Raw genomic sequence first — 26962 nt, 5'->3', positions numbered from 1 at the left:
GAAACTAGCCTCGGACCAATTCTTGACCGACCTCTCTGTGATTACATGACACGCGCGCCACCCTTGCCGGCCATACAGCACCGTAGGGCAGCGCGCAGCGCTGAGTAATCCCAGAAATCTCAGTGTACTTCAAAGCCCCGGAACAAACCCAATCCACCCGGCTGTCAGGCCAGACGGACCGTTGCGGTGGCGCGACCGAAGATCTTCTTTCCCTCGGAGCGCGCCACGATCGCGACTACTGCTGTCTTGCTTTCCTCGTCGAGCGACTTCACCTTACCGGTGTACTCGACCTGCGCGGCCTCGTCCTCACGGACGTAGACCGAGCTCGTGAAACGAACGTTGTATTCCTTGACGGCACCCGGATCGCCGAGCCACGACGTGACGAAACCGCCGCCGAGACCCATGGTGAGCATTCCGTGCGCGATCACGTTGTCCAGACCGGCGAGCTTGACGACCTCGTCGCTCCAGTGGATCGGGTTGGGATCGCCGGACACGCCCGCGTAGTTGACCAGGTCGCCACGCGTGAGCTTCACGATGCGCTCGGGGAGTTCTTCACCCACCGAGACGTCCTCGAACTTACGAAGCGCCATGCATGATCACGTCCTTGACTGCGTGAGCGATGTTCTCGTCGACCTCGCCACCGGTGCGCGCGACGAGCGTCGTCCACGTGGTCTGGACCAGTTCGTCGTACTGATCGGTGACGATGTTCTTGGTGACGATGATGTCGCTGCCGCCCATCTGACGGAACGACTCCAGGTACACGTCACAGACCAGACGGTCGCCGACCTTGATCGGCTTGTGGAACTCGAGCCGCTGGTCGGTCTGGAGAATCTGGCTCGGGTCGTAACCCGTGACGATCTCCTTGAAGAGACGCCCCTGGGCGATGATGCCGACGAGCGAGATGAACGTCAGAGGAGCAAGGAGACCGTCGTAGCCGAGGCCCTTCGCGGCTTCCTCGTCGTGGTGAGCGGGGTGCCAGTCCTGCACGGCACGCGCGTACTCGCGCACCTTCTCGCGTCCGACCTCGTAGAAGTCGTCGACGCGGTAGTGGTGCCCGACCATTGCCAGTGCGTGCGCGGCAGGATCAGCAGGAACAGCCTCGGGCACGTATGCCTCTGTCTCTGTCACAGTGTCAGTCACGCGAAAGAACCTCTTCTACCCTTGACGTCAGCGCGTGAGGGCAGCCTAGAGGACTCCCTTCGCGAACGCAGTCCTAGTTCCGGACCGTGTTACTTGGACTCGCGATGCGACTGGTGAGTTCCGCAGTTCGGGCAGAACTTCTTGATCTCCAGGCGATCGGGGTCGTTGCGCCGATTCTTCTTGGTGATGTAGTTGCGGTGCTTGCATACCTCGCAGGCCAAAGTGATCTTGGGCCGAACGTCAGTCGAGGAGGCCACGGGATGCCTTCTTTCGGGTGAATCTGATTACGAACAATCAGGGTGGATCATGCATATTGTGTAGCGGTGACCGGACTTGAACCGGCGACGCAACGATTATGAGTCGTTTGCTCTACCAACTGAGCTACACCGCCTCGGTGTCGAGTGTCGCGCACTGGGCGCTCCACTTCAATCCAGCGAGCCCCCTAACGGAATCGAACCGTTGACCTTTTCCTTACCATGGAAACGCTCTGCCGACTGAGCTAAGGGGGCGTGCTTCGCTCGCACATCGCTGCGCGCTGAAGCCTTGACGAGATTACACAGAGTTCGCGTCCAGAACCAAATTGCCTGGTCAGCGGCTTTCGTATGTCGCTGCGCCCGACAGTTCGGGTGCGCAAGCCATGCTCGAGACCTGCGATCGAGCTCGGGGAGCCCGCCGACATCCACCCAGCCTGTTGCGACGAAGGCCATCCAGGACATCCGGACGCCAAATTCGATGGACTCGACGATCCCCGCGGCCGTACCTTCGGCCGGTCCAAGCGTTCGCTTCCGAAGAGGTGCATTTGATCCGCGAGAGCAGCCATCGCGTCTGCAATCCGTTCACCAGCGAGAAACTGGCCATCCTCGGCCAGGCCATCAGCCCGTCGCCGGGCACGCGCGTGCTCGACCTCGCCTGCGGCAAGGGCGAGTTGCTGTGCACCTGGGCGCGCGACCACGGTGTCACCGGCACCGGGGTCGACATCAGCGCGGCCTTCATCGGCGCCGCCCGCGCGCGGGCCGTCGAGCTGGGCGTGGCCGACCGGGCCTGATTCGTGCACGGGGACGCGTCAGGCCACGTCGCCGACGATCGCAAGGACGACCTTCTCCCGCTGCCGGAACTGCTCGAGCAGTTCCGCGACCTGCGCTGCGACGTCGTGGACATGGTTCTGGCCGACCAGGACAGCTGGGATCGGTACGTCGCTGCGCAGTGGCTCGACATCCGCCGTTGGCTCGACGCCAACGCCGACGACGAGCCGGCCGACGACATGCGCGCGGAACTTGCCGCGGCTCCCGCCCAGCACGCCAGGTACCAGCGCGAATACCTCGGGTGGGGAGTGTTCGTCCTGATGAACCGCTGACACACCACTCCACGCGGGCAGACCGGGATGCCGGCCGGGCACCCGGTCTCGTCCACGAACGACAGAACCCCGGTGGGCTGTCGCTCACCGGGGTTCTGTGTGTGGCAGATGTAGGATTCGAACCTACGTAGGCATAAGCCGACGGATTTACAGTCCGCTCCCATTGGCCGCTCGGGCAATCTGCCGGGGTTGCACGAGGAGCGCGAAATCTGTGCGAAATCGCTCTCCGCTGCGGAAAGAAGAATACAACGAACGGCCCCCCGTTTTGCAAACCGGGTGGATACGGGCGGTTGCGAACCGATAGCGTCGAATCTGCTCGCCGGCATTCGGCGAGCCCCCGGCCGGGTCGCGGCGGGGAGAACTAGACGAAACCGGGAGTGTGAAGTGGCTGATTCGTCCTTCGATGTGGTGAGCAAGGTGGAGCGTCAAGAGGTGGACAACGCCCTGCATCAGGCCGGCAAGGAGCTGTCGACCCGGTTCGACTTCCGGAACACGGGCGCCTCGATCGAATGGTCCGGCGAGGAAACCATCACCCTGACCGCCGACACCGAGGAGCGACTGCTCGCCGCCCTGGACGTCTTCAAGGAGAAACTGATCCGGCGTGACATCTCCCTGAAGGCGTTCGACGCGGGTGAGCCGGCGCAGTCCGGGAAGATCTACAAGCTGTTGGGCAGCCTCGTTCAGGGCATCACCACGGAGAACGCCAAGAAGATCACCAAGAAGATCCGCGACGAGGGCCCCAAGGGCGTCAAGGCACAGATCCAGGGTGACGAACTGCGGGTGAGCAGCAAGAAGCGCGACGACCTGCAGGCCGTCATCTCGCTGCTGAAGGGCGAGGACTTCGGGATCGCGCTGCAGTTCGTGAACTACCGGTAGGCGCTCCGCGCCCGTGCGCGGTTCACGAGTCCCTGCACTCGTCAACCGCGCACGGGCGGCGAAGCCGCCTACATGCCCGCCATCCGCTCGAGCCGCTCGATCCGGTCGGCCATCGGCGGGTGGGTGGAGAACATCCGGCTCATCTTCTCGCCGGTGCGGAACGGGTTGGCGATCATCAGGTGCGACTGCGCGGCCAGCTGAGGCTCCGGCGGCAGCGGCGCGGCCTGAGTGCCCTGCTCCAGCTTCCGAAGCGCGGACGCCAGCGCCAGGGGGTCGCCCGTGAGCTCTGCGCCCGACTGGTCGGCCTGGTACTCCCGGGACCGCGACACCGCGAGTTTGACGACGGTCGCGGCGATGGGCCCGAGCAGCGACACCAGGAGCAGCGCGATCGGGTTGGCGCCCTGTCCCCCGCCGCGTCCGCCGAACATGTTGGCGAACATGGCGAAGTTCGCGAGTCCCGACACGACGGCGGCCATGGCGCCGGCGACGGAGGAAATCAGGATGTCGCGGTTGTAGACGTGCGACAGCTCGTGTCCGAGCACGGCCCGCAACTCTCGTTCGTTGAGAATCTGCAGAATGCCGCTCGTGACGCAGACAGCGGCGTGGCGCGGACTGCGCCCGGTGGCGAACGCGTTTGGCGCGGCGGTGGGGCTGATGTAGAGCCGCGGCATCGGCTGGTGCGCGGTGGTGGCCAGTTCCCGGACGATGCGGTAGATGACCGGTGCCTGCACCTCGGTGATCGGCTGGGCGTGCATGGCCTTGAGGGCCATCTTGTCGCTGTTGAAATACACGTACGCGTTCATTCCGACCGCGAACACGATCGCCAGCAGCAGGATGGTGGGGTTGCGGAACAACGCACCGATGAACACGATCAGCGCCGACATGCCGACCAACAGAACCAGAGTCTTCGCCCCGTTTGCGTAGCGCACGTCACGCCTTCCTTGTCGTTGTCACCCGATCACGTCGCCCGAGTTTCGGGATCTTGATCATTCAACGAAACACGGCGGCGGGACGGTTCCCGCTCGGACGACGAGAATCGGGTGAAGACGAGTTCAGGTACTGACGATACGGCTCAGCCGACGCGCTCGATCGTGTAATCGACGAGCTTCACGAGGGCGTCGTTGGCGGGGCCCTGCGGCAGTTCGGCGAGCTGCGCGCGTGCCTGGACCGCGAACTCCTCCAGCTTCGCCTTGGCGGCGGCCATGCCGGGTGACCGTTCGAGGAGCGCGAGCGCCTCCGCGACGTCGTCGTCGTTGGTGACGGGACCGTCGAGGAGAACCCGGAGACGATCGGCGTCGGGTCCCTCGTCGCGCAGCGCGTACAGGACGGGCAGCGTGTGGACGCCTTCACGCAGGTCGGTTCCGGGTGTCTTGCCGGACTGGGCGGACACCGAGGAGATGTCGATGATGTCGTCGGAGATCTGGAATGCGGTGCCCACGGCGTCGCCGAGGCGTTCGAGCCGCTTCACGTGGTCGGCGTCCGCACCGGAGAAGGTGCCGCCGAAGCGTCCGCACGCCGCGATGAGCGAGCCCGTCTTCTCCCACACGACCTTGAGGTAGTGCTCGACCGGATCCTGCTCGCCGCGAAGCCCGATCGTCTCGCGCATCTGGCCGGTGACGAGTTCGGCGAACGTCTCGGCGATGATGCGCACCGCCTCGGGTCCCAGCGTCGAGACGAGACGGGACGCGTGCGCGAACAGATAGTCGCCGGCGAGGATCGCAACACTGTTGCCCCACCGCGAGTTCGCGCTGGGCGCACCGCGGCGCATGGACGCCTCGTCCATCACGTCGTCGTGGTAGAGCGTGGCGAGGTGGACCAGCTCGACGACGGTGGCCGCGGTGACCACCGACGGGTCGGAGGCCTTCGGTCCGAGCTGGGCGGTGAGCACCGTGAACAGCGGGCGGAAACGCTTGCCTCCCGCCTTCGCGAGATGCAACGCCGCCTCCGTGAGGAAGTCCTCCCCGTCGGAGAGCTCACTGACCAGCAGTTCCTCGACTTGCTTCAGTCCTTCACGGACCGTGGCAGCGAGCTGCGGGTCGCCGAGATCGATCCCGGCGACCGTAGTGCCCACTACAGCGTCGGCAGCGGTGTGTGCTGCGCCCTCGGTGCTCACGTTCTCAGTACCCATTCCTGTCGTCAGTGACGGCGCGGGACCCGCGCCGTCGGTGGCGGCTCGGCTACCACGGTAGTGAACCTAGCGGTTCCGCTGCCCGTCGGCCTCGCCGCGGTCGCATAGCGAAGCCTGACAGGATGTAGGTGTGGTCGCAGCAGAACAGTCGCCCGCGGGATCCCCGCTTCCCACCGCCACCGATGTCCTGGTCATCGGTGCTGGTCCGGCCGGTTCCTCGGCTGCCGCGTGGGCGGCACGCGCGGGACGTGACGTCGTCCTCGCCGACGCGGCGGTGTTTCCCCGCGACAAGACGTGTGGCGACGGACTCACCCCGCGTGCCGTCGCCGAGCTCGACCATCTCGGTCTCGGCGACTGGGTGCGGTCGAAGGGGACCAACCGCGGGCTGAGGCTCAGTGGGTTCGGTCACGAGCTCGAGCTCGAGTGGCCGGGCAGGTCGTTCCCGGCCGTCGGCAGCGCGGTGGCCCGCACCGAGCTGGACGACAGGATCCGTGCCACCGCCGTCGACGCGGGGGCCGTCATGGTGCAGGGCGCCAAGGCGATCGGCGTGGAACGGGACGGCGATCGGGTGACGGCAGTGACGCTGAAGACGTCCGACGGAACCCACACCATCGGCTGCCGGACGCTGATCGTCGCCGACGGCGTCCGGTCCACGCTGGGCAAGCAACTGGGTCGGGAATGGCACCGGGACACGGCCTACGGTGTGGCCGCCCGCGCCTACATCGCCACCGACCGCAGCGCCGACCCGTGGATCACCTCGCACCTCGAACTGCGGGACGGAGCGGGGACGCTGCAGTCGGGCTACGGCTGGGTGTTCCCCCTCGGCACCGGAGAGGTGAACATCGGCGTCGGCACCCTCGCCACCGCCAAACGTCCGGCCCCGGGTGCGCTGCGACCGCTGCTCGACCTGTACACGGCGCAACGCCGCGACGAATGGAACTGGGACGGCGAGCTGCGCGCGGTCGCGTCGGCGCTGCTGCCGATGGGCGGTGCGGTGTCGCACATCGCGGGCCGGAACTGGGCGATCATCGGCGACGCGGCGGCGTGCGTGAATCCGCTGAACGGCGAGGGCATCGATTACGGGCTCGAAGGCGGGCGCCTGGTTGCGGAGATCCTCGACGCCGACGACCTGACGGAGCTGTGGCCCGCGATCCTCCGGGAGCGGTACGGCCGGGCGTTCTCCGTGGCGCGGCGACTCGCCGGGCTGCTGACCGTCCCCCGGGTTCTGCCCGCGTCCGGTCCGGTGGCGATGCGGTCCCGGGCACTGATGACCGTCGCGGTCCGGGTCATGGGCAACCTCGTCACCGAGGAGGACAGCGACCTCACCGCCCGCGCGTGGCGGGCGTCCGGTCTGCTGTCGCAGAAGGTCGACTCGCGACCGCTGTTCGGCTGACGTTCAGCGGGTGGCGCGGTGCAGGGCAACCACGCCGCCGGTGAGGTTGCGCCACTGCACGTTCCGCCATCCGGCCGCCTCGATGCGCAGCGCGAGTTCCTGCTGGGTCGGCCAGGCGCGGATGGACTCCGCGAGGTACACGTAGGCGTCGGGGTTGCTGCTGACGGCGCGCGCGACCCGCGGCAGCGCCTTCATCAGGTACTCCATGTAGACGGTGCGGAACGGCCCGAACACCGGGGTCGAGAACTCGCTCACGACGAGACGCCCGCCGGGCTTGGTGACGCGGGCGATCTCGCGGAGACCGGCGTCGAAGTCGGAGACGTTGCGCAGCCCGAAGGAGATCGTCGCGGCGTCGAACACGGCGTCGGCGTAGGGCAGGTGCATCGCGTCGCCCGCGACCATCGGGACGTCGCGTCCGCTGCCGGCCTGCAGCATCCCCTTGGAGAAATCGGTGGCCACACACCACGCACCCGACCGTCCGAGTTCGACGGTCGACACTCCGGTCCCCGCCGCGAGGTCGAGAACGCGCTCGCCCGGCTTCAGTGCCAGGGCCGAGCGCGTCGCCTTGCGCCAGCTGCGATCCTGACCGAACGACAGGATCGTGTTGGTGAGGTCGTAGCGCTTCGCGACGCCGTCGAACATCGACGCGACCTCGTGCGGATCCTTTTCGAGCGACGCCCGCGAACCGTGTGTAGTTGCCACGCCCGAAACGCTACCAACCGCGCCCGGCGCCGATGTCGGCGCCGGGCGTGGTGGCGAGGCGGTCACTTCTTGGAGACCCGCACCAGCTTCTTGTTGACGAATTCGTCCATCCCCCACGGACCGAGTTCGCGGCCGACGCCGGAGCGCTTGACGCCGCCGAACGGCAACCCGGGAAGCGTCGTGCCGTGTTCGTTGACGAAGGCCATGCCGACGTCGAGCCGGTCGGCGACCTCACGTGCCCCGTCGAGGTCGGTGCTCCACACCGAACCGCTGAGACCGTAGGAGGAGGAGTTGGCGAGTTCCACGGCTTCGTCGGCGGTGGCGACCTTGTAGACGACGCCGACCGGCCCGAACAGTTCCTCGCTGTACGCCCGCATCTCGGGGGTCACGTCGACGAGGAGCGTCGGTTCGACGTATGAGCCGGGACCGTCGATCTTCTTCCCGCCGGCGAGGAGCGTCGCGCCCTTGGCGATGGCGTCCTCGATCTGCTCGATCAGCGAATCCGCGGCACTCTGCGAGGACAGCGGCCCGAGGACGGTCTTCGCGTCGAGCGGATCGCCGGTCGGTGTGGCCTTGAACGACTCGGCGAGCTTCGAGACGAACTCGTCGTAGTTCGGCTCGGTCACGATGAAACGTTTGGGCGAGTTGCAGGCCTGGCCCGCGTTGGACAGGCGGGCACGGGTGGCGGTCTTGACCGTGGCGTCCATGTCGTTGGTGTCGAGGACGACGAACACGTCGGACCCGCCGAGTTCGAGCACCACCTTCTTGAGGTTGCGGCCCGCCGTCTCGGCGACACTGGTCCCGGCCCGCTCACTGCCGGTGAGAGAGACACCCTGAACACGCGGATCCGCGATCATGTCGGCGATCTGCTCGTTGGTGGCGAACACGTTGATGTACGCGTCCTCGGGGAGACCGGCCTGCCGGAAGATCTCCTCCATCAGCAGCGCCGACTGCGGACAGTTCGGGGCGTGCTTGAGCAGCACGGTGTTGCCGAGCATGAGGTTCGGCGCCGCGAAGCGGGCCACCTGGTAGTACGGGTAGTTCCACGGCATCACGCCGACGAGCGCACCGATCGGCCTGCGGTAGACCACGGATTCGTCCGCGCCCGGCACGTCGAGCCGTTCCGCCTCGAGCAGCGCGGGACCGTTGTCCGCGTAGTAGCGGTAGATCGCCGAGGAGAGCTTGACTTCGCCTTTGGCCTCCCGGACGGGTTTGCCCATCTCGAGGGCGATCATCCGCGCCAGTTCGTCCTCGCGCTCCGCGTAGAGATCGGCAGTCCGGCCCAGAATCCGGGCGCGTTCCTCGGCGGGGGTCGTCCGCCAGTCGAGATATCCGCTGTGGGCGCGGGAGAGCGCCGCCTCCACTCCTGCATCGTCCAAGGTCGTGAATTCCCGGACGGTTTCACCGGTCGCGGGATTGACAGTCTTGTACTTGGCCATACCTGGGCAACGACGAGACGCCCCCTGCAAGTTCCCGCGGCGACCGATCCGGTGGTCAGGCCGCTCGCGATTCGCGGGCGCCGTGCCCGCCGGTGACCGCCGTGTAGTGGCCCAGTAGTTCGTCGCAGATCGCGGGCCACGTGCGGTGCAGCACCGACTGCCGGGCGGCCTCCCCGAAGCGGGCCCGCATGCGGCGGTCGCTCAGTGCCTCGACTGCGCTCGGCAACAGTTCGCCGAACCGGTCGACCGGAAGCAGGTAGCCGTTGCGGCAGTGCGCGACCAGATCGCGCGGTCCACCGGCATCCGGTCCGATCACCGGCACCCCACTGGACAGCGCCTCCTGCACCGCCTGGCAGAACGTCTCGTGCTCGCCCGGGTGGACGAAGACGTCCAGGCTCGCGTAGGCCTCGGCGAGCTCCATACCGCCGAGCTGGCCGGTGAACACCGCATCGGGCATCAGGCGGCGCAGACGGGCCCGCTCCGGGCCGTCGCCGACGATCACCAGCCGGACCCGCTGGTCGCCGGCGAGTGCGGCCAGCCGCTCCACGTGCTTCTCGGGCGCGAGCCTGCCCACGAATCCGACGACCAGCCGGTCCGAGCCGTCCAGCCAGGAGTCCCGCAGACCGGTGCTGCGCCGGGACGGCGCGAATCGAGCGGTCTCCACGCCGCGCGCCCAGCGGTGGACCCGCGGAATCCTCTGCTCGGCGAGTGCCTCGACCGCCGACGTGGACGGCGCGAGGGTGCGGGTGCAGCCCCGGTGGATGCGACGCGTCCAGGCCCACGCCGCGCGGCTGGTGATGCCGAGGCCGTAGCTCTCGGCGAAACCCGCCACATCGGTCTGGTACACGGCCACCGTGGGGACGCCGAGCCGGTGCGCCGCGCCGAGCCCGCCGGCCCCGAGCAGGAAGGGCGACGCCAGGTGCACGACGTCGGGGTCGAACGCCCGCAGCGCGGCGGTGAGTCCGGGCTGCGGCAGACCCACCGGGAGCGAACTGACCTTCGGAACCATCACCGCAGGGACCCGGTGGACGGGTACACCGCCGTGTTCGGTCGGCGCGGACGTCTGCGATCCGACCGTGTCCGGGGCGACGACCATCGCCTGGTGTCCGGTGCGCTGGAGGTGGTCGAGGACCCGCAGCACCGAGTTGGTCACACCGTTCATGTTGGGAAGGAACGATTCCGCGACGATGGCTACTCTCACGCGTTCAGCGTGGCAGTGCTCGTGGTCACAGCAGCGAGATCGACGTGACCGTCGCGCGAAGTTCCGGGAAACTCAGGATGACACGGCCGGCTGGGCCTCCGCCGGGCTCTCCCGCCGCCGCAGGTACCAGATCACCGGTCCCGCGATCAGCCACGTCACGACGATCAGCGAACCGGCGGGGACGACGGCCACGCTGGCGTCGCGTCCGGACACCCGCACGAGGTCGGGTTCGCTGCGCGCGTACTCGACGTCGATGCGCTGACCCACCGTGAGCTTCGTCGGGTACAGCACGCCGAGTTCAGGGTTGTGCGTCACCCCGTCGGGCGTGACGAAGCTGATGGCCGACCGCAGCGAGCCCGCCGACAGCACCTCCGCCGTGGCCACGCCCCGGTCGGATTGGATGGTGTGGTCGTTGCGCCAGGCGGCCAGCACGAGGAGCACGGCCAGGACCGAGATGCCGATCGCCGCCACCAGCACCCCGCGCCGGACGCGCCGCGTCACTCGCGCATTCACAGTTGTGCCCGCACCGCGGCGTGCAGTTCGCGCAGCCCGGAACGTTCGGTGGTCACCTCGAGCACCCGGATGCCGCGGTCGCCGGGCGCCTCGGGGGCGCTCAGCCGCGTCGACAGCTCACCCAGACCCACCAGGTGATGCTCCACCCGGTACGCGGCGCAGAGTGCGGCGAGATCCATCCCGTGCGGAGTACCGAAGACCCGTTCGAACACCCCGGCGTACTGCGGATCGCCCTGCTCGAGCAATTCGAAGATGCCGCCACCGTCGTCGTTCGCGACCACGATCGTCAGGTCCCGGGGACGCGGTTCGCCCGAGCCGATGAGCAGCCCGGACGCGTCGTGCAGGAACGTGAGGTCGCCGAGCAGGGCCACCGTGCGCCCCTCCTCGTACGCCAGCGCCGCCCCGACGGCCGCGGACACGGTGCCGTCGATGCCGGCGACACCCCGGTTGGAGAGCACCCGGATCTTCGGCGCCGGATAGCTGACGAGCGCGGCGTCGCGCACGGGGTTGGACGCCCCGAGCAGCAACTGGTCGCCGTCGGTCAGGGCGTCCATGACGGCCGCCGCCACGTGCAGTCCCGTCGCCTTCGGGTGGGCGGCGAGTTGCGCGCGCACCGCCTTGTCGGTGTGTTCAGACAGCGTGCGGCACCGGTTGATCCAGGCCCGGTCGGGTTCACCGGACACGACCGCGCGGGTTCCGGTGGCCAGCACGTTGCCGGACACGTCGGGCCAGCGGGGGCCGGTGGTGAGCGCATAGACGGCCACCGCCGGATCGGCCAGAACCTTCGACACGGACCGGTGGAGTGTGGGGCGCCCAGTGATGACGGCCTGCCGCGGCTTGAGCTGCGGCAGCGCCATCGGATGCACCGGGATGCCGTGCAGAGGCGCGGTCGGCTCGGCGACCGTCGGAAGTCCGGCAAGTTCCGGCCGCAGCGCGGACCCGTGCCCGGAGACCACGATGGTGTCGGGGGTGAGGTCGAGGTCCATCGGCACATCGAGCGTCGCGTGCTGGGTGGTGGTCCACGCCGCGCCACCCGGTCGTCCCTGCGGGACCGGGCCCTGCGCGTGGACGTCGGGAACGAGCGGTTCCCGGAGCGGGATGTCGAAGTGCACGGGACCGGCGTTGCCGGACCTCGTGCCGCGCGCGGCGGCGAGGACCCGGCACACGGCCGAACGCCACTGGCTGTTCTGCCCGGCGTCGTCCTCGGCCAGGCCCAGGCTGATGGTCGCGCGGACCTGGCTGCCGAACAGTCCGAGTTGCTCGATGGTCTGGTTGGCGCCCGTGCCGAGCATCTCGTACGGGCGGTTGGCGCTGAGCACCACGAGCGGCACCCGGGCGTAGTTCGCCTCGAGGACCGCGGGTCCGAGATTGGCGACCGCGGTGCCGGACGTCATGACGATCGGGACGGGGCGCTTGCCGGCCACGGCCAGGCCGAGCGCGAGGAATCCGGCGGTGCGTTCGTCGATGCGCATGTGCAGACGCAGCCGGCCCTCGAGATCGGCGGCCTGCAGGGCGAACGCCAGCGGCGCGTTGCGCGAACCCGGGCAGAGCACGACCTCGCGTACTCCCCCGCGGACCAGTTCGTCGACGACCGCGGTGGCTTGTGCAGTGGACGGGTTCACGACATCAAGAGTGTCAGATACTCCGGCAAGTCCGTCCGGCGACCTCGCCGGGTGAGTTCACGGCCACATCGCGGGCGCTGACACCATGGACGCATGCGCACTGTCTTCGATCCCGCCGAGCTTCCCCCGCACCGCATGTACCAGGTGCTGACCGCTTCGATCGTGCCCCGGCCGATCGCATGGGTGTCCACGGTCTCGGCGGACGGGGTGGCCAACCTGGCCCCGTACAGCTTCTTCTCGGTGTCCAGCACCCGCCCGCCGGTGGTGCAGTTCACCTCGGTCACCCGCAAGGACAGCCTCCGCAACATCGAGGCGACGGGAGAGTTCGTGATCAACCTGGCGACGGAGCCGCTGATGTCGACGGTCAACGCCAGTTCCGCCACGTACGACAGCAATGTCGACGAGTTCGCTGCGCTGGGCATCGACACCGAGCCCAGCGAGCGGGTTCGTCCCGTCCGGGTCGCGGGTTCGCCGGTCGCCATCGAATGCACCCTGCACCAGGTGATACCTGTCGGTGATTCGTTCGTGGTGATGGGCGACGTCGTCACGGTCGCGGTGCGGTCCGAGGCGCTCGCCGACGACGGACTCCCGGACTTCGCGGATCTCGCCCCGCTCAGCCGCCTCGGCCGAAACGAGTGGGGTCTGCCGCCGAAGGTCGTGATGCTCGACCGCCCGCATCGCCCCGAATAACCGATCAATTGGTTAGGCTTACCTGACAAATCGCACCGCTATTCCTCGGGGGAGCACCCAACGCCATGGCTCAACGCAGCAAGTTCGTCAAACCTCAGAGTCGCCGGATCGCGTCCGCACGAGTCGTCGCCGGCAAGCAGATCAGCCCGAACTTCGTCCGCGTCACCATCGCGGGCGAGGAACTCGACTCCGTCGCCCCGATGGGGTTCGACCAGTGGTTCCGGATGTTCATCCCCCAACGGGGACAGAGCACGCTGCGGCTTCCGACCAGTGCGAGCAACCTCTGGTACGCCCAGTACAAGCTGATGTCCAAGGACACCCGGCCGGTCGTGCGCAACTACACGATCCGCGAGATCCGCGTGGCGGGGTCGGGAACGTTCGGCGACACCACCGAGATCGACATCGACTTCGCGTCGCACGGTGACCTCGGTCCCGCGTCGGCGTGGGCCAACTCGGCCGCCGCCGGTGACGAGGTGGCGATCCTCGACGAGGGCCTGATCTACAACCCGACGCCGGACGCCGAGTGGCAATTGCTGGTCGGTGACGAGAGCGCGCTTCCCGCAATCGTGGGGATCCTGCGTTCGGCACCGCGGGACCTGCGGGCCGAGGTGTTCGTCGAGATTCCCGATGCCGAAGACGCTCAGGAGGTTTCGGTGGGCGACGGCGTGAACGTGCACTGGCTGGTGCGCGAGGACGCCGATGCCCGTCCGGGAGTACTCGCGCTGAACACGGTGAAACAGGCGGAACTGCCTGCCGGGCCGTCCTACACGTTCATCGCAGGCGAGAGCGAACTGACGACGGCGTTGCGACGCCACCTCGTCAACGAGCGCCGCATCCCGAAGGCCGACATCTCGTTCACGGGGTACTGGCGCCACGGTCACGCTGCCAACTGACCGCAGGTGAGTGGCAAAGCGTGCCGGGGCACACTTTGCCACTCACCTGGGTTCTCAGTTGGCGTGCTTCTGAACGAGGGCGCCCAGACGCGGAAGTGCCTCGATCACATTCTTCTTCGCCGACGGACGCAGCGACGAGTACACCTTCTTGACAGCACCGCGGTCGCTGCCCTCGATACGCTCGTCGGTCACCCCGAGGAGCGAGTCCGCGACCTCGTCGCCACGCGCGACCAGGTACTCGGAGAATCCGGCCTCACCACTGGCGGTGAAGGCCTGCCAGTACGGCTCGAGCTTGGTGACGAATGCCGGCAGCAGGCCCTCGATGGCGTCCGGCACGATCGACGGTCCCACCTTCTTGACGGCGCCGTATCCACCCTTGAGTGCCAGTCCCGAGGCCCCCGACTTGTCCGAAACCTCCGCGTCGATGAGAGCCTGGACGTCTGCGATGACCGCAGGAACGCGCGACTCGTCGAGCAGGGTTTCGTTCAGAGCTGCAACCACTTTCAATGCCTCCGTATTGACTGAGCGATCAGGTCCGGCCAGACACTATACGAAAAACCGGACTCCGCGTTGTTCGAGCAGGCCATGGCACCGGCGCGCCCGCTCGACCCACCAGCGTGAACGCTCCGCGGACGCGGCGAGCGCCGTGACGCGTTCGACGTCGGGTACCACCGCTTCGACGGTGAGCTCGCCGTCCACCGGTTCGCGGGGACGGGCCACGTCCGCCTCGAAGAGGCCCCCGGTGCCCAGACCGCACGCGAACTGCAATTCGGGGAGCGCGGCGGCAGCGGCGACACCAGCGGCGATGCCGACAGCGGTGTCCAAGGCGCTCGACACGACCACCGGCACACCGTACGAAGACAACTCGTCCGCGAGCGACAGCAGACGTCGCATCCCCCCGAGCGGGGCGACCTTCACGACGGCCACGTCGGCACCGCCGGCCCGCACGACCTTCAGCGGATCCTCGGCGCGCCGGATGCTCTCGTCGGCGGCCACCCGCACGTCGGGCATCCGCCTGCGGACCTCCACCAATTCGGGCACACTCGCGCACGGTTGCTCTACGTATTCGAGCGGACCGTCGACGGTCAGTGCCCGCAGTGCGGTCTCGGCCTCGTCGACCGACCATCCCCCGTTCGCGTCGACGCGCACGTTCGGAACGAGTGCGCGGACCGCCCGCACCCGCGCGACGTCGTCGTCGAGGGTCTGTCCACGTTCGGCCACTTTCACTTTCGCGGTCCGTGCGCCGGGGTAGCGCTCGAGGACCGCGGGCACCCGGGCGGCGTCGACGGCGGGGACGGTGGCGTTGATCGGCACCCGCTCCCGGAGCGCGGGTGGCGGCCCGAGCCACGCGTCCTCGATCGCCGACTGCAACCAGTGCGCCGCCTCGTCGTCCGCGTACTCGGGGAACGGCGCGAACTCGCCCCACCCCGCGGGACCGCGCAGCAGCAACGCTTCTCGCGTCGTGATGCCGCGGAACCGCACGCGCATGGGCAGACTCACCACGACGGCGTCGGCCAGGACCTCCTCCACGGAGGGCAGGGACGTCACGGGGTCAGGGCTGCCCGGGCAGCAACTGGAGCATGAGGGCCTCGCAGTCGGCGAGCAACGTGTCGTCCTGCATCAACCGGGCGGTGATGAACGTCTTGCGCCCCTCCACCCGGTCGACGCTGCCCTCGACGGTCAGATGCGTGTCGAGCGGTGTGATCGCGCGGTAGTTCACGTGCAGGTAGGCGGTACGGCTGATGGGCCGCCCGTATGCGTGGACGATCATGCCCATCAAGTCATCGAACAGCAGGGGCAGTGTGCCGCCGTGCGCGGCGCCGTTGCCACCGAGGTGGTAGCGCCGGAACATGCCCGCGCTGCGCACCCCCTCGGGCCCGAACTTCTCGATGTTCCACGGCGGCATGAGGAGACTCCCCCGGCCCGGCAATTCGATGGTGCGGCCCGCAGGCGACCGCCCCTCGGGAACGACGTGTGGGCCGAGCAGTTCGGCCAGCTTCTCCACCTGGTCCGCGGCCTGCGTGAGCACGTCGTCCGGGGCGTTGACCGACACCGCGAGGTCCTGCAACGTGCGCATTCCCTCGACGAACCGCGCCCAGTCCGGACCGGGTGTCACCGGCTCGTATTTGGGGAACCCGCCGTGGTGCTCGTACTCGTCGTCGCCCTTGCCGTCGAGACGGGTGACGTCGGCAGCCTGTTCGCTCATACCTGCACGGTAAACCCGGGCAAAGTCCTGCGCGCGCGGACACCCGCCAACGCCACCCGATAACCTCGGAGCCGTGACTTTCAACCCGCAGCACTGGCGACCGGTTCCCGGTTTCGAGAACCTGACCGACATCACCTACCACCGGCATGTCACCCAGGGAATCGTCCGGGTGGCGTTCGACCGTCCCGAAGTGCGCAACGCCTTCCGACCGCACACCGTCGACGAGTTGTACCAGGCGCTCGACCACGCCCGGATGACGTCCGACGTGGGCGCCGTGCTGCTCACCGGCAACGGTCCGAGCCCGAAGGACGAGGGCTGGGCGTTCTGCTCCGGCGGCGACCAGCGCATCCGCGGCCGCAGCGGATACCAGTACGCGGAAGGCGAAACCGCGGACACCGTCGACAAGGCCCGCGCCGGACGCCTCCACATCCTCGAGGTCCAGCGGCTGATCCGGTTCATGCCGAAGGTCGTCATCTGCCTCGTCAACGGCTGGGCCGCGGGCGGCGGTCACAGCCTGCACGTGGTCTGCGACCTGACGCTCGCCAGCCGTGAACACGCCCGCTTCAAGCAGACCGACGCCGACGTCGGCAGTTTCGACGGCGGGTACGGCAGTGCCTACCTCGCCAAGATGGTCGGCCAGAAGTTCGCCCGCGAGATCTTCTTCCTCGGTGAGACGTACACCGCGGAGGAGATGCACCGGATGGGCGCCGTCAACAAGGTCGTCGACCACGCCGAACTCGAGGACGTCGCAATCGACTGGGCCACCAAGATCAACGGCAAGTCCCCGCAGGCCCAGCGCATGCTCAAGTACGCGTTCAACTTGCAGGACGACGGTCTCGTCGGGCAGCAGCTGTTCGCCGGCGAGGCCACCCGCATGGCGTACATGACGGACGAAGCCGTGGAGGGCCGCGATTCCTTCCTCGAGAAGCGCGAACCCGATTGGAAGCCGTACCCCTGGTATTTCTGAGCCTTCCCTACGTGTACTCGACCGCCATGCGGTCGATGGTGCCGTTGAACGGGAACGGCGCCCGGTCGTAGTAGTCCAGCGACACCGGGGAACCGAGGCAGGTGCCGACGTCGAGACAGTCGTTGGCTGTGAACAGCAACGGCACGCTCACCGGCACCTGCCCCTCCCCGACGACGGTGCCGTCGGCACAGAGCTTCACGTTCAGCGGTCCTCCGGGCCGCGCCTCGACGAACTCCGTCACGACCTGCACGGTGCGGGTGCCCGGCGGGATCGGCACGGTCGAACGAATCTTGGTGCGCATCAGGATGAACAGGTTGTACTCGTAACAGAGGTAGCCGTCGTCGACGAAGCACGTGAGTCCGCCGGCATTGCTTCCCAGTGCGTAGAGCACGCCGTTCGGATTCTCCGGCGCGGAGAGGTCGAGGGTGACCCGGTTGTTCTTGTTGCCCAGCGCGGGAGCACAGAACTCGGGCATGCGGATCGTGTCGCCGGAGAACTCCCAGCTCGTGTACGGCGTCGTGATCCGCTGCTCGGGATGCAATGCGATGACCCACAGCCCGCCGCCGATGGGAAGCGCATTGTTCTTCGCGGCCTCGATCACGAACAGTTCCCGCAGTTGCGCCAGCTTCTGCGGATGCTGCTTGGCGAGATCCCGGTTCTGGGTCCAGTCCTCGTCCAGGTTGTAGAGCTCCCACACGTCGTCGTCCGGGCTCCAGTCGCGGATGCCACCGGGCACACCGGCCGCCCAGGGTGCGCGCGGCCCGAACGCGGACGCCATCCAGCCGTCGTGGTAGATCGCCCGGCTGCCCATGATCTCGAAGTACTGGGTGAGCTTTCCCCCGGCCGCGCCGCGTTCGACGAGCGTCTGCGCGAAGCTGGCGCCGTCCACCGGGTCCTGCGGAACACCGTTCACCGTCCGCGGCGGGGTGATCCCGACGATGTCGTACAGCGTCGGCACCACGTCGTTGCAGTGCAGGAAATGCGTGCGGGGTGTCGGGTCCGGTGCCACCTTCGCCGGCCACCGGACGACCATCGGGTTGCGGGTGCCACCGAGATGGGAGGCCAGCAGCTTCATCCCCTTGTACGGTGCGCTGCCCGCCCACGCCCAGCCCGCGTGATACATGTTGTCGGTCTTCGGCGACCCCAGGACGTCGAGGCCACCGAGTTGTTCGAGTGCCGCGATGTGCTGCGCCGGTGTCGTCGGAATGCCGTTCTGCGCCAACAGTTCACTGATCGTGCCGTTCTGGCCCTCACCGGACGAGCCGTTGTCGCCCCAGATGTACAGGATGAGGGTGTCGTCCCGGTACCCGAGACGGTCCAGCTCGTCGAACAGCCTGCCCACCTGGACGTCACAGTGCTCCGCGTACCCGGCCGCCACCTCCATCAGCCGGCGCTGGAACGGTTTCTCGTCCTCGGGAATGTCGTCCCACGCGGCCATCGTCGGGTCGCGGTCGGTCAACTCGGCTTCGGGCGGGATCCAGCCCTTCTCCTTCGCCCTCGTGAAGACCCGCTCCCGGTAGGCATCCCATCCGTCGTCGAACTTCCCGGCGTACTTGTCGGCCCACGGCTTCATGATGTGGTGCGGTCCGTGCAGACAGCCGCTTGCCCAGTACATGAAGAACGGCTTGTCGGCATCGAATGCCTTGTGCCTGCGCAGCCAGCCGATGGCGTCGTCCGCGAGGTCCTCACTGAGGTGGTAACCCTGCTCCGGTGTCTTCGGGGGCAGCACCACCGTCGTGTTCCGCACCAGGTTCGGCTCGTACTGCGACGCCTCGCCGGCGAGGAAGCCGTAGAAGTACTCGAACCCGAGACCTGTCGGCCAGTTGTCGAACGGACCGGCGGCGGTGGTCTCCTCGGCCGGTGTGTTGTGCCATTTCCCGAATGCGGCAGTGCTGTACCCGTACTGGCGCAGCACCTCCGGCCCCGTCGCACTCGACCGTGGGATGTGGCCGGAGTAGCCGTCCCAGTCGTTGGCCAGCTCGGCGATCTGCCCGTTCCCGACGCGATGGTGGTTGCGGCCGGTCAACAGCGACGCCCGGGTCGGCGAACACATTGCGGTCGTATGGAATCGGTTGTAGCCGACACCGTCCTGCAACATCGCATCGAGCGTCGGGGTGTTCACCTCACCGCCGAGACCGCTCGGCAGGCCCGGCCCGGCGTCGTCGATGAGAACGATCAGAATGTTCGGGGCGTCGTCGTGGAGCCGCCGCTCCTTCGGATGGGGGCTGTACACCGACTCCTGCATGGTCCGGCCGGCGATGCTTCCCGACGGCGTCGGCGGGAACGGTAACGATTCGCCACCCGGAATCGGCACGCCTGTCACGCTCGAACTCATCGCCCAGTCCCCTCGTCGTCCGACGCTGCCTGTCCAGTCCAGCACCGGCCGGTCGCGCGCGAGTAGACCCTCGGGGGGTGAAATCCGCGAGCGGATTCGTCGCCTCGGCAGGAGAGGGCGCGCGGCGACCCCGATTCGGGCACACTGACCCACATGAGCATCGACCGCGAGCTCCCCGCACCGGAACATCGTCGTCCGCCCGGAGTCAGTGACGACACCGTCGCCGCGCTCGGGAAGTTGTCCGAGGCCCTCGAAACGGTCGAGCGTGCCCGCGGGCACCTCTACTCGTTCCATCAGCTGATCGGACACGCCGATCTTCAGCTCGGTGAAGCCGTCGACGCGCTGCGGGACGCGGGACACGCGGCCGTCGCGGACCGGGTGCAGTCCGAGCTGGTGGGGCGCAACGTCGTCGAGGGCCGGTGGACGTTCCAGCTCGTCGAGGAGTTCGACGACCACTACTGGTCGCCGCTGCGCGAGCACGAACGTGGCGCTCGTCACGAACTCGCCGACGGACGGCGGCACCTGTTCGAGGCGGAGATGAAGGAAGATCGACGCACACACGGCCGGACGGGACACGAAGCCCGGCCCGGCGAAGGAGGGTGACGGGTGGAGATCCTCAGCAGCAGGACGATTCTACGGCCGCGCGACTACACGACGACGCTCAGCTTCTACCGCGACATCCTCGGCCTCGCCACCGCCCGCGAATACCCCGGGGGCACGGTGTTCTTCGCCGGTCAGGGCCTGATCGAGGTTGCCGCGCACGGTGGAACCGGTGAGTCGTCCTCCTTCGACGGCGCCCTGTGGCTGCAGGTTCGCGATCTCACCGCGGTCCAGACCGAGCTGGTTCTCGCCGGGGTGAAGATCGACCGCGAGGCCCGGCAGGAACCGTGGGGACTGTACGAGATGTGGATCGCGGACCCCGACGGAATCCCGATCGTTCTGGTGCAGATCCCGGAGGATCACCCCATCCGCCGCGACTCCCGTCCGAAGGGTGAGAACTGACCGGAGGCCATACGCAGGAGTGATCCTGTGCACCGGACGTCAGCTGTACTTTTTCGGTTGAAATCCGCACAATCTGGGTGTGACCGCAGAGCTCGTAGTTCTCCTGGTGGTGGTCGTCACCGCCCTCGCTTTCGATTTCACGAACGGCTTTCACGACACCGGCAATGCAATGGCCACCTCGATCGCGACGGGAGCTCTGCGCCCCAAGGCCGCTGTCGCGCTCTCCGCATCGTTGAATCTGGTCGGCGCGTTCCTGTCCGTGGAGGTGGCGGCGACAGTCGCCAAGGGCGTGGTGAACCTGGGCGAAGTGGGCGGCGAGGACCTGCTGCTCATCGTGTTCGCGGGCCTGGTCGGCGGCATCATCTGGAATCTGGCGACGTGGCTGCTCGGCCTGCCGTCGAGCTCTTCCCACGCACTGTTCGGCGGACTGATCGGTGCGGCCATCGCGTCCATCGGCATGAGCGGTGTGGAGTGGGGCGGCGTGCTCAGCAAGGTCGTCGTTCCCGCCGTCCTCGCCCCTGTGGTCGCCGCACTGGTCGCCACTGCGGGCACCAAGCTGGTCTACCGGATCACCTCGGGCGTGCCGGAGGACACCAAGGAGCACGGGTTCCGCATCGGTCAGATCGGTTCCGCGTCCCTGGTGTCGCTGGCCCACGGAACCAACGACGCCCAGAAGACGATGGGCGTGATCTTCCTCGCACTGGTCGCGCACGGATCCCTGTCCGCCGACGACGAGATGCCGTTCTGGGTGAAGCTCAGTTGCGCGATCGCCATCGCGCTCGGCACCTACCTCGGCGGCTGGCGCATCATCCGCACCCTCGGCAAGGGACTCGTCGAGATCGCCGCTCCCCAGGGCATGGCCGCGGAGTCTTCGTCCGCCGCCATCATCCTGACGTCCAGCCACCTGGGACTGCCGCTGTCCACCACACACGTCGCGACCGGCTCCATCCTCGGCACCGGGCTCGGACGCAAGGGCGCCGAGGTCCGCTGGGGCATCGCCGGACGCATGGCCGTCGCGTGGCTGGTCACGCTGCCGTCCGCGGCGATCGTCGGAGCCGTGTGCTGGGTCATCGCCCACATGATCGGTGGTCTGCCCGGTGTTCTCGTCGTGTTCGCCGCCCTGATCGTGCTCGCCGGGTTCATGTACCTGCGCTCCCGCCTGCAGCCGGTGACGTCCGGCAACGTCAACGCCGAGTGGGAGTCGGACGACGCCCACGTTCCCGCCGAACCCGCAGAGCCGGGCGTGGCCGAGACCGCGGACTCCGCCGGTCCCGCCACGAACCGCTGAGGGGGCGCGCCATGACATTGCTGACCACCACCATCCACTCGCTCTGGCAGGTCATCCTCGTCGGTCTGCTGTTCGGTGCCGGCCTCCCCGCGATCTTCGCGCTCGGACTCCGTTCTCTCGGCGGCGCGGACACCGGTGAGGGAGTCTCGCAGCCGACCGTCGCAGGCCGGATCGGCGCCTGGGCCTGCTTCGCCGTGGTGCTGATCGCGATCATCACTGGGATACTGCTATTGATGCAGGGCTTCCTGGCCAGCAGCTTCGGTATCCACATCTTCTGAGCGGCGACCACGAGTCCCGTTCCATCGACGAAAGAAGCCGAACGCGTGCCCAAGAATTCACTTCGCTCCGTGCTCGACTGGCTACGCGCCGGGTACCCCGAGGGAATCCCGGCGAAGGACCATTTCGCGTTGCTGGCCGTGCTGCGTCGCCGTCTCACCGACGAGGAAATCGAACAGGTCGTCGCGCTGTCCATCGAGACAGCCCACGAGACACCCGAACGCCACGTCGACTACGACAACATCCGCCGCCTCATCAGCGAGATCACCCACGAGGAACCGTCCGAGGAGGACGTCGCCCGGGTGACGGAGAACCTCGAGGCCGGAGGGTGGCCGGTCGGACCCGACGCCGAATGCGGCGACGATTCCGGCGACACGGAAGAAACCCGCGACGCAGGCTAACCATGAGCCTTCCACCGTTTCTCTCCTCCATCATCGGCTGGCTGCGAGCCGGCTACCCGAACGGCGTGCCCGAGCAGGACTACATTCCGCTGTTCGCGCTGCTCACCCGCCGTCTGTCGGAAGACGAGGTGGACGCCGTCGCCGACGCCCTCGTCGAGGAGGGCGATCTGCCCATCGAGAAGACCGACATCCAGGTACTCATCACCAAGGTCACCGACGAGTTGCCGTTGGAATCGGACGTCGACCGGGTGCGCAGCAACCTCGCAGCGGGCGGTTGGCCGCTCGCCGGGCCTGCACAGTGAGCGAACTGCAGGTCCTGCCCGTCCCGTCGGGCGTCGGGGTTCTCGGCATCCTGCCGCAGCTGTCGGCGATCCTCGACGGCACCGCCCCGGCCGCGCTCCCCGTCCCCGCCGCGGACGAGCGGGAGACCCGGCGACTGACGGATGCGCTGCGCCCCGGGGATCCGATCGACGACGGCGTCGCCCTCGTGGTCGCGACGTCCGGCACGACCGGAGTGCCGAAGGGGGCCATGCTCTCCGCGGCCGCTCTCCGCGCCAGCGGTGAGGCGACACACGCGCGGCTCGGCGGTCCGGGCTCCTGGCTGCTGACTCTTCCCGCCCACCACATCGCGGGCATGCAGGTGCTGCTGCGCAGTGTCCTCGCCGGCACCGAGCCGGTGGTGATCGACGTGACCGACGGCTTCGACCCCGATGCGCTGCCTGCCGCAGTCGCGTCGATGAGCGGACCCCGCCGCTACACCTCGCTCGTTCCGACCCAGCTGGTCAAGGCCCTCGACCACCCCGACGCCGTGGCGTCGCTGGCCGCACTCGACGCCGTCCTCCTCGGCGGAGCCGCGACCCCCGCCCCGGTCCTGCGGCGCGCCGTCGACGCCGGCATCACCGTCGTCCGTACGTATGGAATGAGCGAGACGTGCGGTGGATGCGTGTACGACGGGGTGCCCCTCGACGGCGCCCGGATGCGGATCGACGGTGACGGCCGCGTCCTCCTCGGCGGGCACATGCTCGCGTCCGGTTACCGCGGACTCCCCGACCACCCGGCGTTCGCCGAACCAGGCTGGTTCCGCACCGACGACGCCGGCGCCGTCACCGACGGCGTCCTCAGCATCTCCGGCAGGCTCGACGAGGCCATCTCCACCGGCGGTCTCACCGTCGTCCCGCAGGTGGTCGAGGCGGCCCTCGTCACGCACCCCGCGGTCCGGGAATGCGCGGTGATCGGCCTCCCCGACGAGCGACTGGGGCGCCGTGTCACCGCCGTCGTCGTCGCCGAGCCCGGCACCGAACCGACACTCGCCGAACTCCGCTCCGTCGTCGAACGCACCCTCGACCCCACCGCCGCCCCACGCGAACTGCACCTCGTCGACGCCCTCCCCCTCAGAGGTCCGGGGAAGATCGACCGGCGCGCGCTGGAATCGCGGTTCGGCTAGCGGGTCGCCGATCTGCGTAGACATTGGCCAGATGCGCCCGCAATTTCCGCGCGTCTGGCCAGAATCCACGCGGATGCTGTTATCCACAAGCCGACCTCTATCCACAGGCTCCGCGAAAGCCCAGGTGAGCAAACCGATCACCACCGCGGGGGTGGGGCACGATGTCGCCATGAGCGACGACGTGATCTTTCGACGCAGAGCCTTGGCCGACGGTTTCACCGACTCCGAGATCCGGCATGCACGCGATTCCGGGCGTCTCGTGCGAATCGCGGCGGGTGCGTACGTTTCCGACGAGCACTTCGCCGCACTCGATGCGCCTGCGCTACACCGGGCCCGCATTGCGGCGGCCCTGCAGTCGCGACCACCCGGCGTCGTGGTGAGCCACACCTCTGCGGCACTGCTGCACGGCATGGACCTCGGCGACCTGCCATTGGAACGGGTGCATCTGACGAGGAGCCAGGCCTCCGGCGGTGGCCGAACCACGGGAGTCCACGTCCACGCCACGCCGTTGGACGCGTCCGACGTCGTCACCCTGGGCGGGCTGGCGGTCACCTCCCCCGCCCGGACAGTGGTCGACACCGCACGCATCTCGACGTTCGACCAAGCCGTCGTCGTCGGCGATTCGGCGCTGCACCGTCGACTCGTCACGCTCGACGAGATTCTGGACGAGGTCGGCAGGGCAGGACCTCGCAAAGGTATCGCGACAGCGCGGCGGGCAGCGAGCTTCCTGGACGGTCGCAGCGAGAGCCCTGGGGAGTCGCTGAGCCGCATCCAGATCCGTCGGCACAACCTGCCGTCTCCCGAACTCCAGCACGTGCTCCACGACGGCACCGGTGACTTCCTTGGCCGAGTCGATTTCTTCTGGAAAGAATTCGGCGTGGTCGGGGAGTTCGATGGCCTGGGGAAATACGGCGTCGACGGTGGCCAGGCGGCAGTAGCGGTCCACCGCGAGAAGCTCCGAGAGGACGCGATCCGCGACGCCGGGTACGAGGTCGTCCGGTGGACGTGGCGGGACCTGTTCGACTTCGCTGCCGTCAAGGCGCGCTTCGGCAGGGCTTGCGCGCGTGCCGAGCACCGGCGCTGACGGACGTTTGCCGTGACATTCGCCGGATTCCGGCGCAATTGCCCCTGATTCCGACCAATGTCTGTGAATCCGCAGGACAGCAGCGTCCGCAAGCCCGTGCAAGAGGCGTGCAAGCCCGCTGCAAGGGGTGGGCTGCATCGTCTACGGCATGAACCTCACTGCAACTCCCCCAGCCATCGAGGCCGACGGGCTCGTGAAGCTCTTCGGCCGTCAGCGTGCCGTCGACGGCGTGAGCCTGTCCGTTCCGACCGGGTCGGTGTACGGAGTGCTCGGCCCGAACGGCGCCGGCAAGACCACGACGGTGCGGATGCTTGCGACGCTGTTGCGTCCGGACGGCGGCGAGGCCCGCATCTTCGGCCACGACGTGGTGCGCGAACCGAACGCGGTGCGCTCGCTGGTCGGTGTCACGGGCCAGTACGCGTCCGTCGACGAGGACCTGTCGGCGGTCGAGAATCTGGTGATCTTCGCCCGACTGCTCGGCCTGAGCCGGGGTGACGCCCGCCGCAAGTGCACGGAACTGCTCGAGGAGTTCGACCTCACCGAGGCGGCGACGAAGCCGCTGAAGAATTTCTCGGGCGGCATGCGTCGACGTCTGGACCTGGCGGCCAGCCTGATAGCCCATCCCCCGCTGTTGTTCCTCGACGAGCCGACGACGGGTCTGGACCCTCGGACGCGTGCCCAGATGTGGGACACGATCCGCAGGCTGGTCGCGGACGGGTCGACGGTGCTGCTCACCACGCAGTACCTCGACGAGGCGGATCAGCTGGCCGATCGGATCGCCGTCATCGACCGCGGAAAGGTGATCGCGGACGGCACCGCCGACGAGCTGAAGGCGTCCGTGGGCGTCTCCTCTCTGCAGTTGACCCTGGTCGATCGCGGGCAGACCGACGACGCGCGTTCGGTGATCGCCCACACTCTCGGTGTGGAGGTGGCGATCACCCCGGAGATCGGCCGGCTCACCGCGCCGATGACCGATCCGTCGCTCACCGTGGAACTGCTGATCCGACTGCGCGACCACGGGATCGCCGTCGACGAGATCACCGTCCAGAAGCCGAGTCTCGACGAGGTCTTCCTCACCATCACCGGCCACGGCGCAGACGCCACCGAGGCCGACACCGAACGGAGCGTCGCATGACCACCACCCTCGAATCCCGCACTCACGCGGGCCCCCAACCGATTCCGGAGGCCCGGAACCGGATCAGCCTCGAGCAGTCCGTCGCGAACACGCTGACCATGGCGTACCGGGGACTGCTCAAGATCAAGCACAACCCGGAGCAACTGTTCGACGTCGTCGTCCAGCCGATCATCTTCACGTTGATGTTCACGTACATCTTCGGTGGCGCCATCTCCGGCGACGTGGCGTCGTATCTGCCGATCATCATCCCGGGCATCCTGGTCCAGACGGTGATCACCACGTCGATCGTGACGGGCACCCAGTTGCGGGAAGACATGGACAAGGGCGTCTTCGACCGCTTCAAGTCCCTGCCGATCGCCCGGATCGCGCCGCTCTCCGGTGCACTCCTGGCCGACGTCGTGCGGTACGGCATCGCCACGACCATCACGTTCGCCGTCGGTATCGCGATGGGTTACCGGCCCGGCGGCGGTGTCGTCGGGGTGGTGTCGGCAGGCGCGCTCGTCATCGTCTGCGCGTTCTCGATCAGCTGGATCTTCGCCCTGATGGGCGTCCTCATGAGCAAAGCGTCCTCGGTGCAGGGCATTTCGATGCTCATCCTGTTCCCGCTGACGTTCATGTCCAACGCGTTCGTGCCCGCCGACACGATGCCGGGCTGGATGCAGGCGTTCGTGAACGTCAACCCCGTGTCGCACGTCGTGACCGCGGTGCGGGAACTGGTCAACGACGGCCACTTCGGTGTCCATGTCGTGTGGTCGCTGCTCGGCGCCGCCGTGATCGTCGCGATCATGGCTCCGCTGACGGTGCGGACGTACATGCGTAAGGCCTGATACCCGAAGAACGAAGCGAGCCGGTGGACGCGGGGTCCACCGGCTC

At 67.9% G+C, this 26962-nt stretch carries 31 protein-coding genes and 3 tRNA genes; 17 read left to right on the top strand and 17 right to left on the bottom strand.

The window, feature by feature from the left end:
• Window positions 1–164: 164 nt before the first annotated feature.
• The 5 genes from hadB to OYT95_RS28765 form a co-directional block, all read right to left on the bottom strand.
• Window positions 165–590 (bottom strand): (3R)-hydroxyacyl-ACP dehydratase subunit HadB, encoded by a 426-nt coding sequence (gene hadB, locus OYT95_RS28785; RefSeq protein ID WP_005252091.1) that lies wholly within the window; start codon window positions 588–590, stop codon window positions 165–167.
• On the bottom strand, window positions 577–1140 hold the full coding sequence (gene hadA, locus OYT95_RS28780) for a (3R)-hydroxyacyl-ACP dehydratase subunit HadA (RefSeq protein ID WP_009474668.1): 564 nt from the start codon (window positions 1138–1140) through the stop codon (window positions 577–579). Before hadA ends, hadB begins: the two co-directional genes overlap by 14 nt.
• 89 nt (window positions 1141–1229) lie before the next feature.
• Window positions 1230–1397: a 50S ribosomal protein L33 gene (rpmG, locus tag OYT95_RS28775; RefSeq protein WP_005252089.1), complete on the bottom strand. Its 168-nt coding sequence runs from the start codon at window positions 1395–1397 to the stop codon at window positions 1230–1232.
• A 61-nt stretch (window positions 1398–1458) separates the two neighbouring features.
• Window positions 1459–1531 (bottom strand) — tRNA-Met (locus OYT95_RS28770).
• Between the two features lie 45 nt (window positions 1532–1576).
• Window positions 1577–1649 (bottom strand) — tRNA-Thr (locus OYT95_RS28765).
• Between the two features lie 290 nt (window positions 1650–1939).
• Here OYT95_RS28765 and OYT95_RS28760 point away from each other — a divergent pair.
• The gene (locus OYT95_RS28760) at window positions 1940–2185 is read left to right on the top strand and encodes an SAM-dependent methyltransferase (RefSeq protein WP_268789745.1); all 246 of its coding nucleotides are present in this window, start codon (window positions 1940–1942) and stop codon (window positions 2183–2185) included.
• Window positions 2186–2188: 3 nt separating this feature from the next.
• On the top strand, window positions 2189–2494 hold the full coding sequence (locus tag OYT95_RS28755; RefSeq protein WP_268789744.1) for a hypothetical protein: 306 nt from the start codon (window positions 2189–2191) through the stop codon (window positions 2492–2494).
• 102 nt (window positions 2495–2596) lie between these two features.
• Here the strand turns inward: OYT95_RS28755 and OYT95_RS28750 are convergent.
• Window positions 2597–2679 (bottom strand) — tRNA-Tyr (locus tag OYT95_RS28750).
• Window positions 2680–2878: 199 nt separating this feature from the next.
• On the opposite strand from OYT95_RS28750, the gene OYT95_RS28745 reads away from it, so the two are divergent.
• Window positions 2879–3370, top strand: coding sequence for a YajQ family cyclic di-GMP-binding protein (locus tag OYT95_RS28745; protein WP_268789743.1), 492 nt, complete (start codon window positions 2879–2881; stop codon window positions 3368–3370).
• 68 nt (window positions 3371–3438) lie between these two features.
• Here OYT95_RS28745 and htpX read toward each other — a convergent pair whose 3' ends face one another.
• Together htpX and OYT95_RS28735 are read right to left on the bottom strand one after the other, a co-directional pair.
• Window positions 3439–4254: a zinc metalloprotease HtpX gene (htpX, locus tag OYT95_RS28740; protein WP_052033248.1), complete on the bottom strand. Its 816-nt coding sequence runs from the start codon at window positions 4252–4254 to the stop codon at window positions 3439–3441.
• A gap of 188 nt (window positions 4255–4442) precedes the next feature.
• Window positions 4443–5498: a polyprenyl synthetase family protein gene (locus tag OYT95_RS28735; protein WP_016882791.1), complete on the bottom strand. Its 1056-nt coding sequence runs from the start codon at window positions 5496–5498 to the stop codon at window positions 4443–4445.
• A 130-nt stretch (window positions 5499–5628) separates the two neighbouring features.
• On the opposite strand from OYT95_RS28735, the gene OYT95_RS28730 reads away from it, so the two are divergent.
• Window positions 5629–6891, top strand: a complete 1263-nt coding sequence (locus OYT95_RS28730) for a geranylgeranyl reductase family protein (RefSeq protein WP_128641582.1) — start codon at window positions 5629–5631, stop codon at window positions 6889–6891.
• A gap of 3 nt (window positions 6892–6894) precedes the next feature.
• Here the strand turns inward: OYT95_RS28730 and OYT95_RS28725 are convergent, their stop codons facing one another.
• The 5 genes from OYT95_RS28725 to menD all read right to left on the bottom strand — a co-directional run bounded on the left by OYT95_RS28725 (window position 6895) and on the right by menD (window position 12368).
• Window positions 6895–7593 carry a demethylmenaquinone methyltransferase gene (locus OYT95_RS28725; protein WP_037233487.1) on the bottom strand — a complete coding sequence of 233 codons (699 nt, stop codon included), beginning with the start codon at window positions 7591–7593 and terminating at the stop codon, window positions 6895–6897.
• Window positions 7594–7655: 62 nt separating this feature from the next.
• Entirely contained in the window at window positions 7656–9032 is a 1377-nt protein-coding gene (locus tag OYT95_RS28720; protein WP_037233484.1) for an NAD-dependent succinate-semialdehyde dehydrogenase, read from the bottom strand.
• Between the two features lie 55 nt (window positions 9033–9087).
• Window positions 9088–10233, bottom strand: a complete 1146-nt coding sequence (locus tag OYT95_RS28715; RefSeq protein WP_268789742.1) for a glycosyltransferase family 4 protein — start codon at window positions 10231–10233, stop codon at window positions 9088–9090.
• Window positions 10234–10305: 72 nt separating this feature from the next.
• Window positions 10306–10746 carry a DUF3592 domain-containing protein gene (locus tag OYT95_RS28710; protein WP_112301795.1) on the bottom strand — a complete coding sequence of 147 codons (441 nt, stop codon included), beginning with the start codon at window positions 10744–10746 and terminating at the stop codon, window positions 10306–10308.
• Window positions 10743–12368 (bottom strand): 2-succinyl-5-enolpyruvyl-6-hydroxy-3-cyclohexene-1-carboxylic-acid synthase, encoded by a 1626-nt coding sequence (gene menD / locus OYT95_RS28705; RefSeq protein ID WP_037233479.1) that lies wholly within the window; start codon window positions 12366–12368, stop codon window positions 10743–10745. Before menD ends, OYT95_RS28710 begins: the two co-directional genes overlap by 4 nt.
• Window positions 12369–12461: 93 nt before the next feature.
• Between menD and OYT95_RS28700 the strand changes: the two genes are divergently transcribed.
• Together OYT95_RS28700 and OYT95_RS28695 are read left to right on the top strand one after the other, a co-directional pair.
• Window positions 12462–13058: a flavin reductase family protein gene (locus OYT95_RS28700; RefSeq protein WP_037233476.1), complete on the top strand. Its 597-nt coding sequence runs from the start codon at window positions 12462–12464 to the stop codon at window positions 13056–13058.
• A gap of 65 nt (window positions 13059–13123) precedes the next feature.
• Complete coding sequence (locus OYT95_RS28695; protein ID WP_037233473.1) at window positions 13124–13951, top strand: siderophore-interacting protein; 828 nt, start codon at window positions 13124–13126, stop codon at window positions 13949–13951.
• A 54-nt stretch (window positions 13952–14005) separates the two neighbouring features.
• Here OYT95_RS28695 and OYT95_RS28690 read toward each other — a convergent pair whose 3' ends face one another.
• From OYT95_RS28690 to OYT95_RS28680, 3 genes are read right to left on the bottom strand one after another with little or no spacing between them, the layout of a single operon-like run.
• A complete protein-coding gene (locus OYT95_RS28690; protein ID WP_005258295.1) occupies window positions 14006–14452 on the bottom strand; it encodes a DUF6918 family protein in 447 nt (148 codons plus the stop codon).
• Window positions 14453–14497: 45 nt separating this feature from the next.
• Window positions 14498–15499, bottom strand: a complete 1002-nt coding sequence (locus OYT95_RS28685; protein ID WP_128641578.1) for an o-succinylbenzoate synthase — start codon at window positions 15497–15499, stop codon at window positions 14498–14500.
• 4 nt (window positions 15500–15503) lie between these two features.
• Window positions 15504–16157, bottom strand: a complete 654-nt coding sequence (locus OYT95_RS28680; RefSeq protein WP_112301792.1) for a PaaI family thioesterase — start codon at window positions 16155–16157, stop codon at window positions 15504–15506.
• 73 nt (window positions 16158–16230) lie between these two features.
• On the opposite strand from OYT95_RS28680, the gene OYT95_RS28675 reads away from it, so the two are divergent.
• Entirely contained in the window at window positions 16231–17124 is an 894-nt protein-coding gene (locus OYT95_RS28675; RefSeq protein WP_037233464.1) for a 1,4-dihydroxy-2-naphthoyl-CoA synthase, read from the top strand.
• A 7-nt stretch (window positions 17125–17131) separates the two neighbouring features.
• On the opposite strand, the gene OYT95_RS28670 is transcribed toward OYT95_RS28675, so the two are convergent.
• On the bottom strand, window positions 17132–19459 hold the full coding sequence (locus OYT95_RS28670) for an arylsulfatase (protein ID WP_268789741.1): 2328 nt from the start codon (window positions 19457–19459) through the stop codon (window positions 17132–17134).
• A 153-nt stretch (window positions 19460–19612) separates the two neighbouring features.
• On the opposite strand from OYT95_RS28670, the gene OYT95_RS28665 reads away from it, so the two are divergent.
• The 10 genes from OYT95_RS28665 (at window position 19613) to OYT95_RS28620 (ending at window position 26916) form a co-directional block, all read left to right on the top strand.
• Window positions 19613–20062 (top strand): hypothetical protein, encoded by a 450-nt coding sequence (locus OYT95_RS28665; protein ID WP_037233459.1) that lies wholly within the window; start codon window positions 19613–19615, stop codon window positions 20060–20062.
• Window positions 20063–20065: 3 nt separating this feature from the next.
• Window positions 20066–20461: a VOC family protein gene (locus tag OYT95_RS28660; protein ID WP_037233456.1), complete on the top strand. Its 396-nt coding sequence runs from the start codon at window positions 20066–20068 to the stop codon at window positions 20459–20461.
• A 79-nt stretch (window positions 20462–20540) separates the two neighbouring features.
• Window positions 20541–21749, top strand: coding sequence for an inorganic phosphate transporter (locus tag OYT95_RS28655; protein WP_037233454.1), 1209 nt, complete (start codon window positions 20541–20543; stop codon window positions 21747–21749).
• An 11-nt stretch (window positions 21750–21760) separates the two neighbouring features.
• A complete protein-coding gene (locus OYT95_RS28650) occupies window positions 21761–22027 on the top strand; it encodes a hypothetical protein (RefSeq protein ID WP_037233452.1) in 267 nt (88 codons plus the stop codon).
• A gap of 45 nt (window positions 22028–22072) precedes the next feature.
• Window positions 22073–22426, top strand: a complete 354-nt coding sequence (locus tag OYT95_RS28645; RefSeq protein WP_037233450.1) for a DUF3349 domain-containing protein — start codon at window positions 22073–22075, stop codon at window positions 22424–22426.
• Between the two features lie 2 nt (window positions 22427–22428).
• Window positions 22429–22728 (top strand): DUF3349 domain-containing protein, encoded by a 300-nt coding sequence (locus OYT95_RS28640; RefSeq protein ID WP_005252058.1) that lies wholly within the window; start codon window positions 22429–22431, stop codon window positions 22726–22728.
• On the top strand, window positions 22725–23870 hold the full coding sequence (gene menE, locus OYT95_RS28635) for an o-succinylbenzoate--CoA ligase (RefSeq protein WP_268789740.1): 1146 nt from the start codon (window positions 22725–22727) through the stop codon (window positions 23868–23870). Before OYT95_RS28640 ends, menE begins: the two co-directional genes overlap by 4 nt.
• Before the next feature lie 169 nt (window positions 23871–24039).
• Window positions 24040–24954, top strand: a complete 915-nt coding sequence (locus OYT95_RS28630; protein ID WP_112301914.1) for a hypothetical protein — start codon at window positions 24040–24042, stop codon at window positions 24952–24954.
• Window positions 24955–25102: 148 nt separating this feature from the next.
• On the top strand, window positions 25103–26089 hold the full coding sequence (locus OYT95_RS28625; RefSeq protein WP_005252054.1) for a daunorubicin resistance protein DrrA family ABC transporter ATP-binding protein: 987 nt from the start codon (window positions 25103–25105) through the stop codon (window positions 26087–26089).
• The gene (locus tag OYT95_RS28620; RefSeq protein WP_009474694.1) at window positions 26086–26916 is read left to right on the top strand and encodes an ABC transporter permease; all 831 of its coding nucleotides are present in this window, start codon (window positions 26086–26088) and stop codon (window positions 26914–26916) included. The genes OYT95_RS28625 and OYT95_RS28620 overlap by 4 nt, the downstream gene beginning before the upstream one ends.
• The last annotated feature ends 46 nt before the right edge of the window (window positions 26917–26962 follow it).

The organism is Rhodococcus sp. JS3073 (assembly GCF_026810085.1).
In the GTDB taxonomy this organism is placed as follows: domain Bacteria; phylum Actinomycetota; class Actinomycetes; order Mycobacteriales; family Mycobacteriaceae; genus Rhodococcus_F; species Rhodococcus_F wratislaviensis.
The sequence above is the reverse complement of the archived record's forward strand: the minus strand, read 5'-3'. Positions and strand labels throughout refer to the sequence as shown.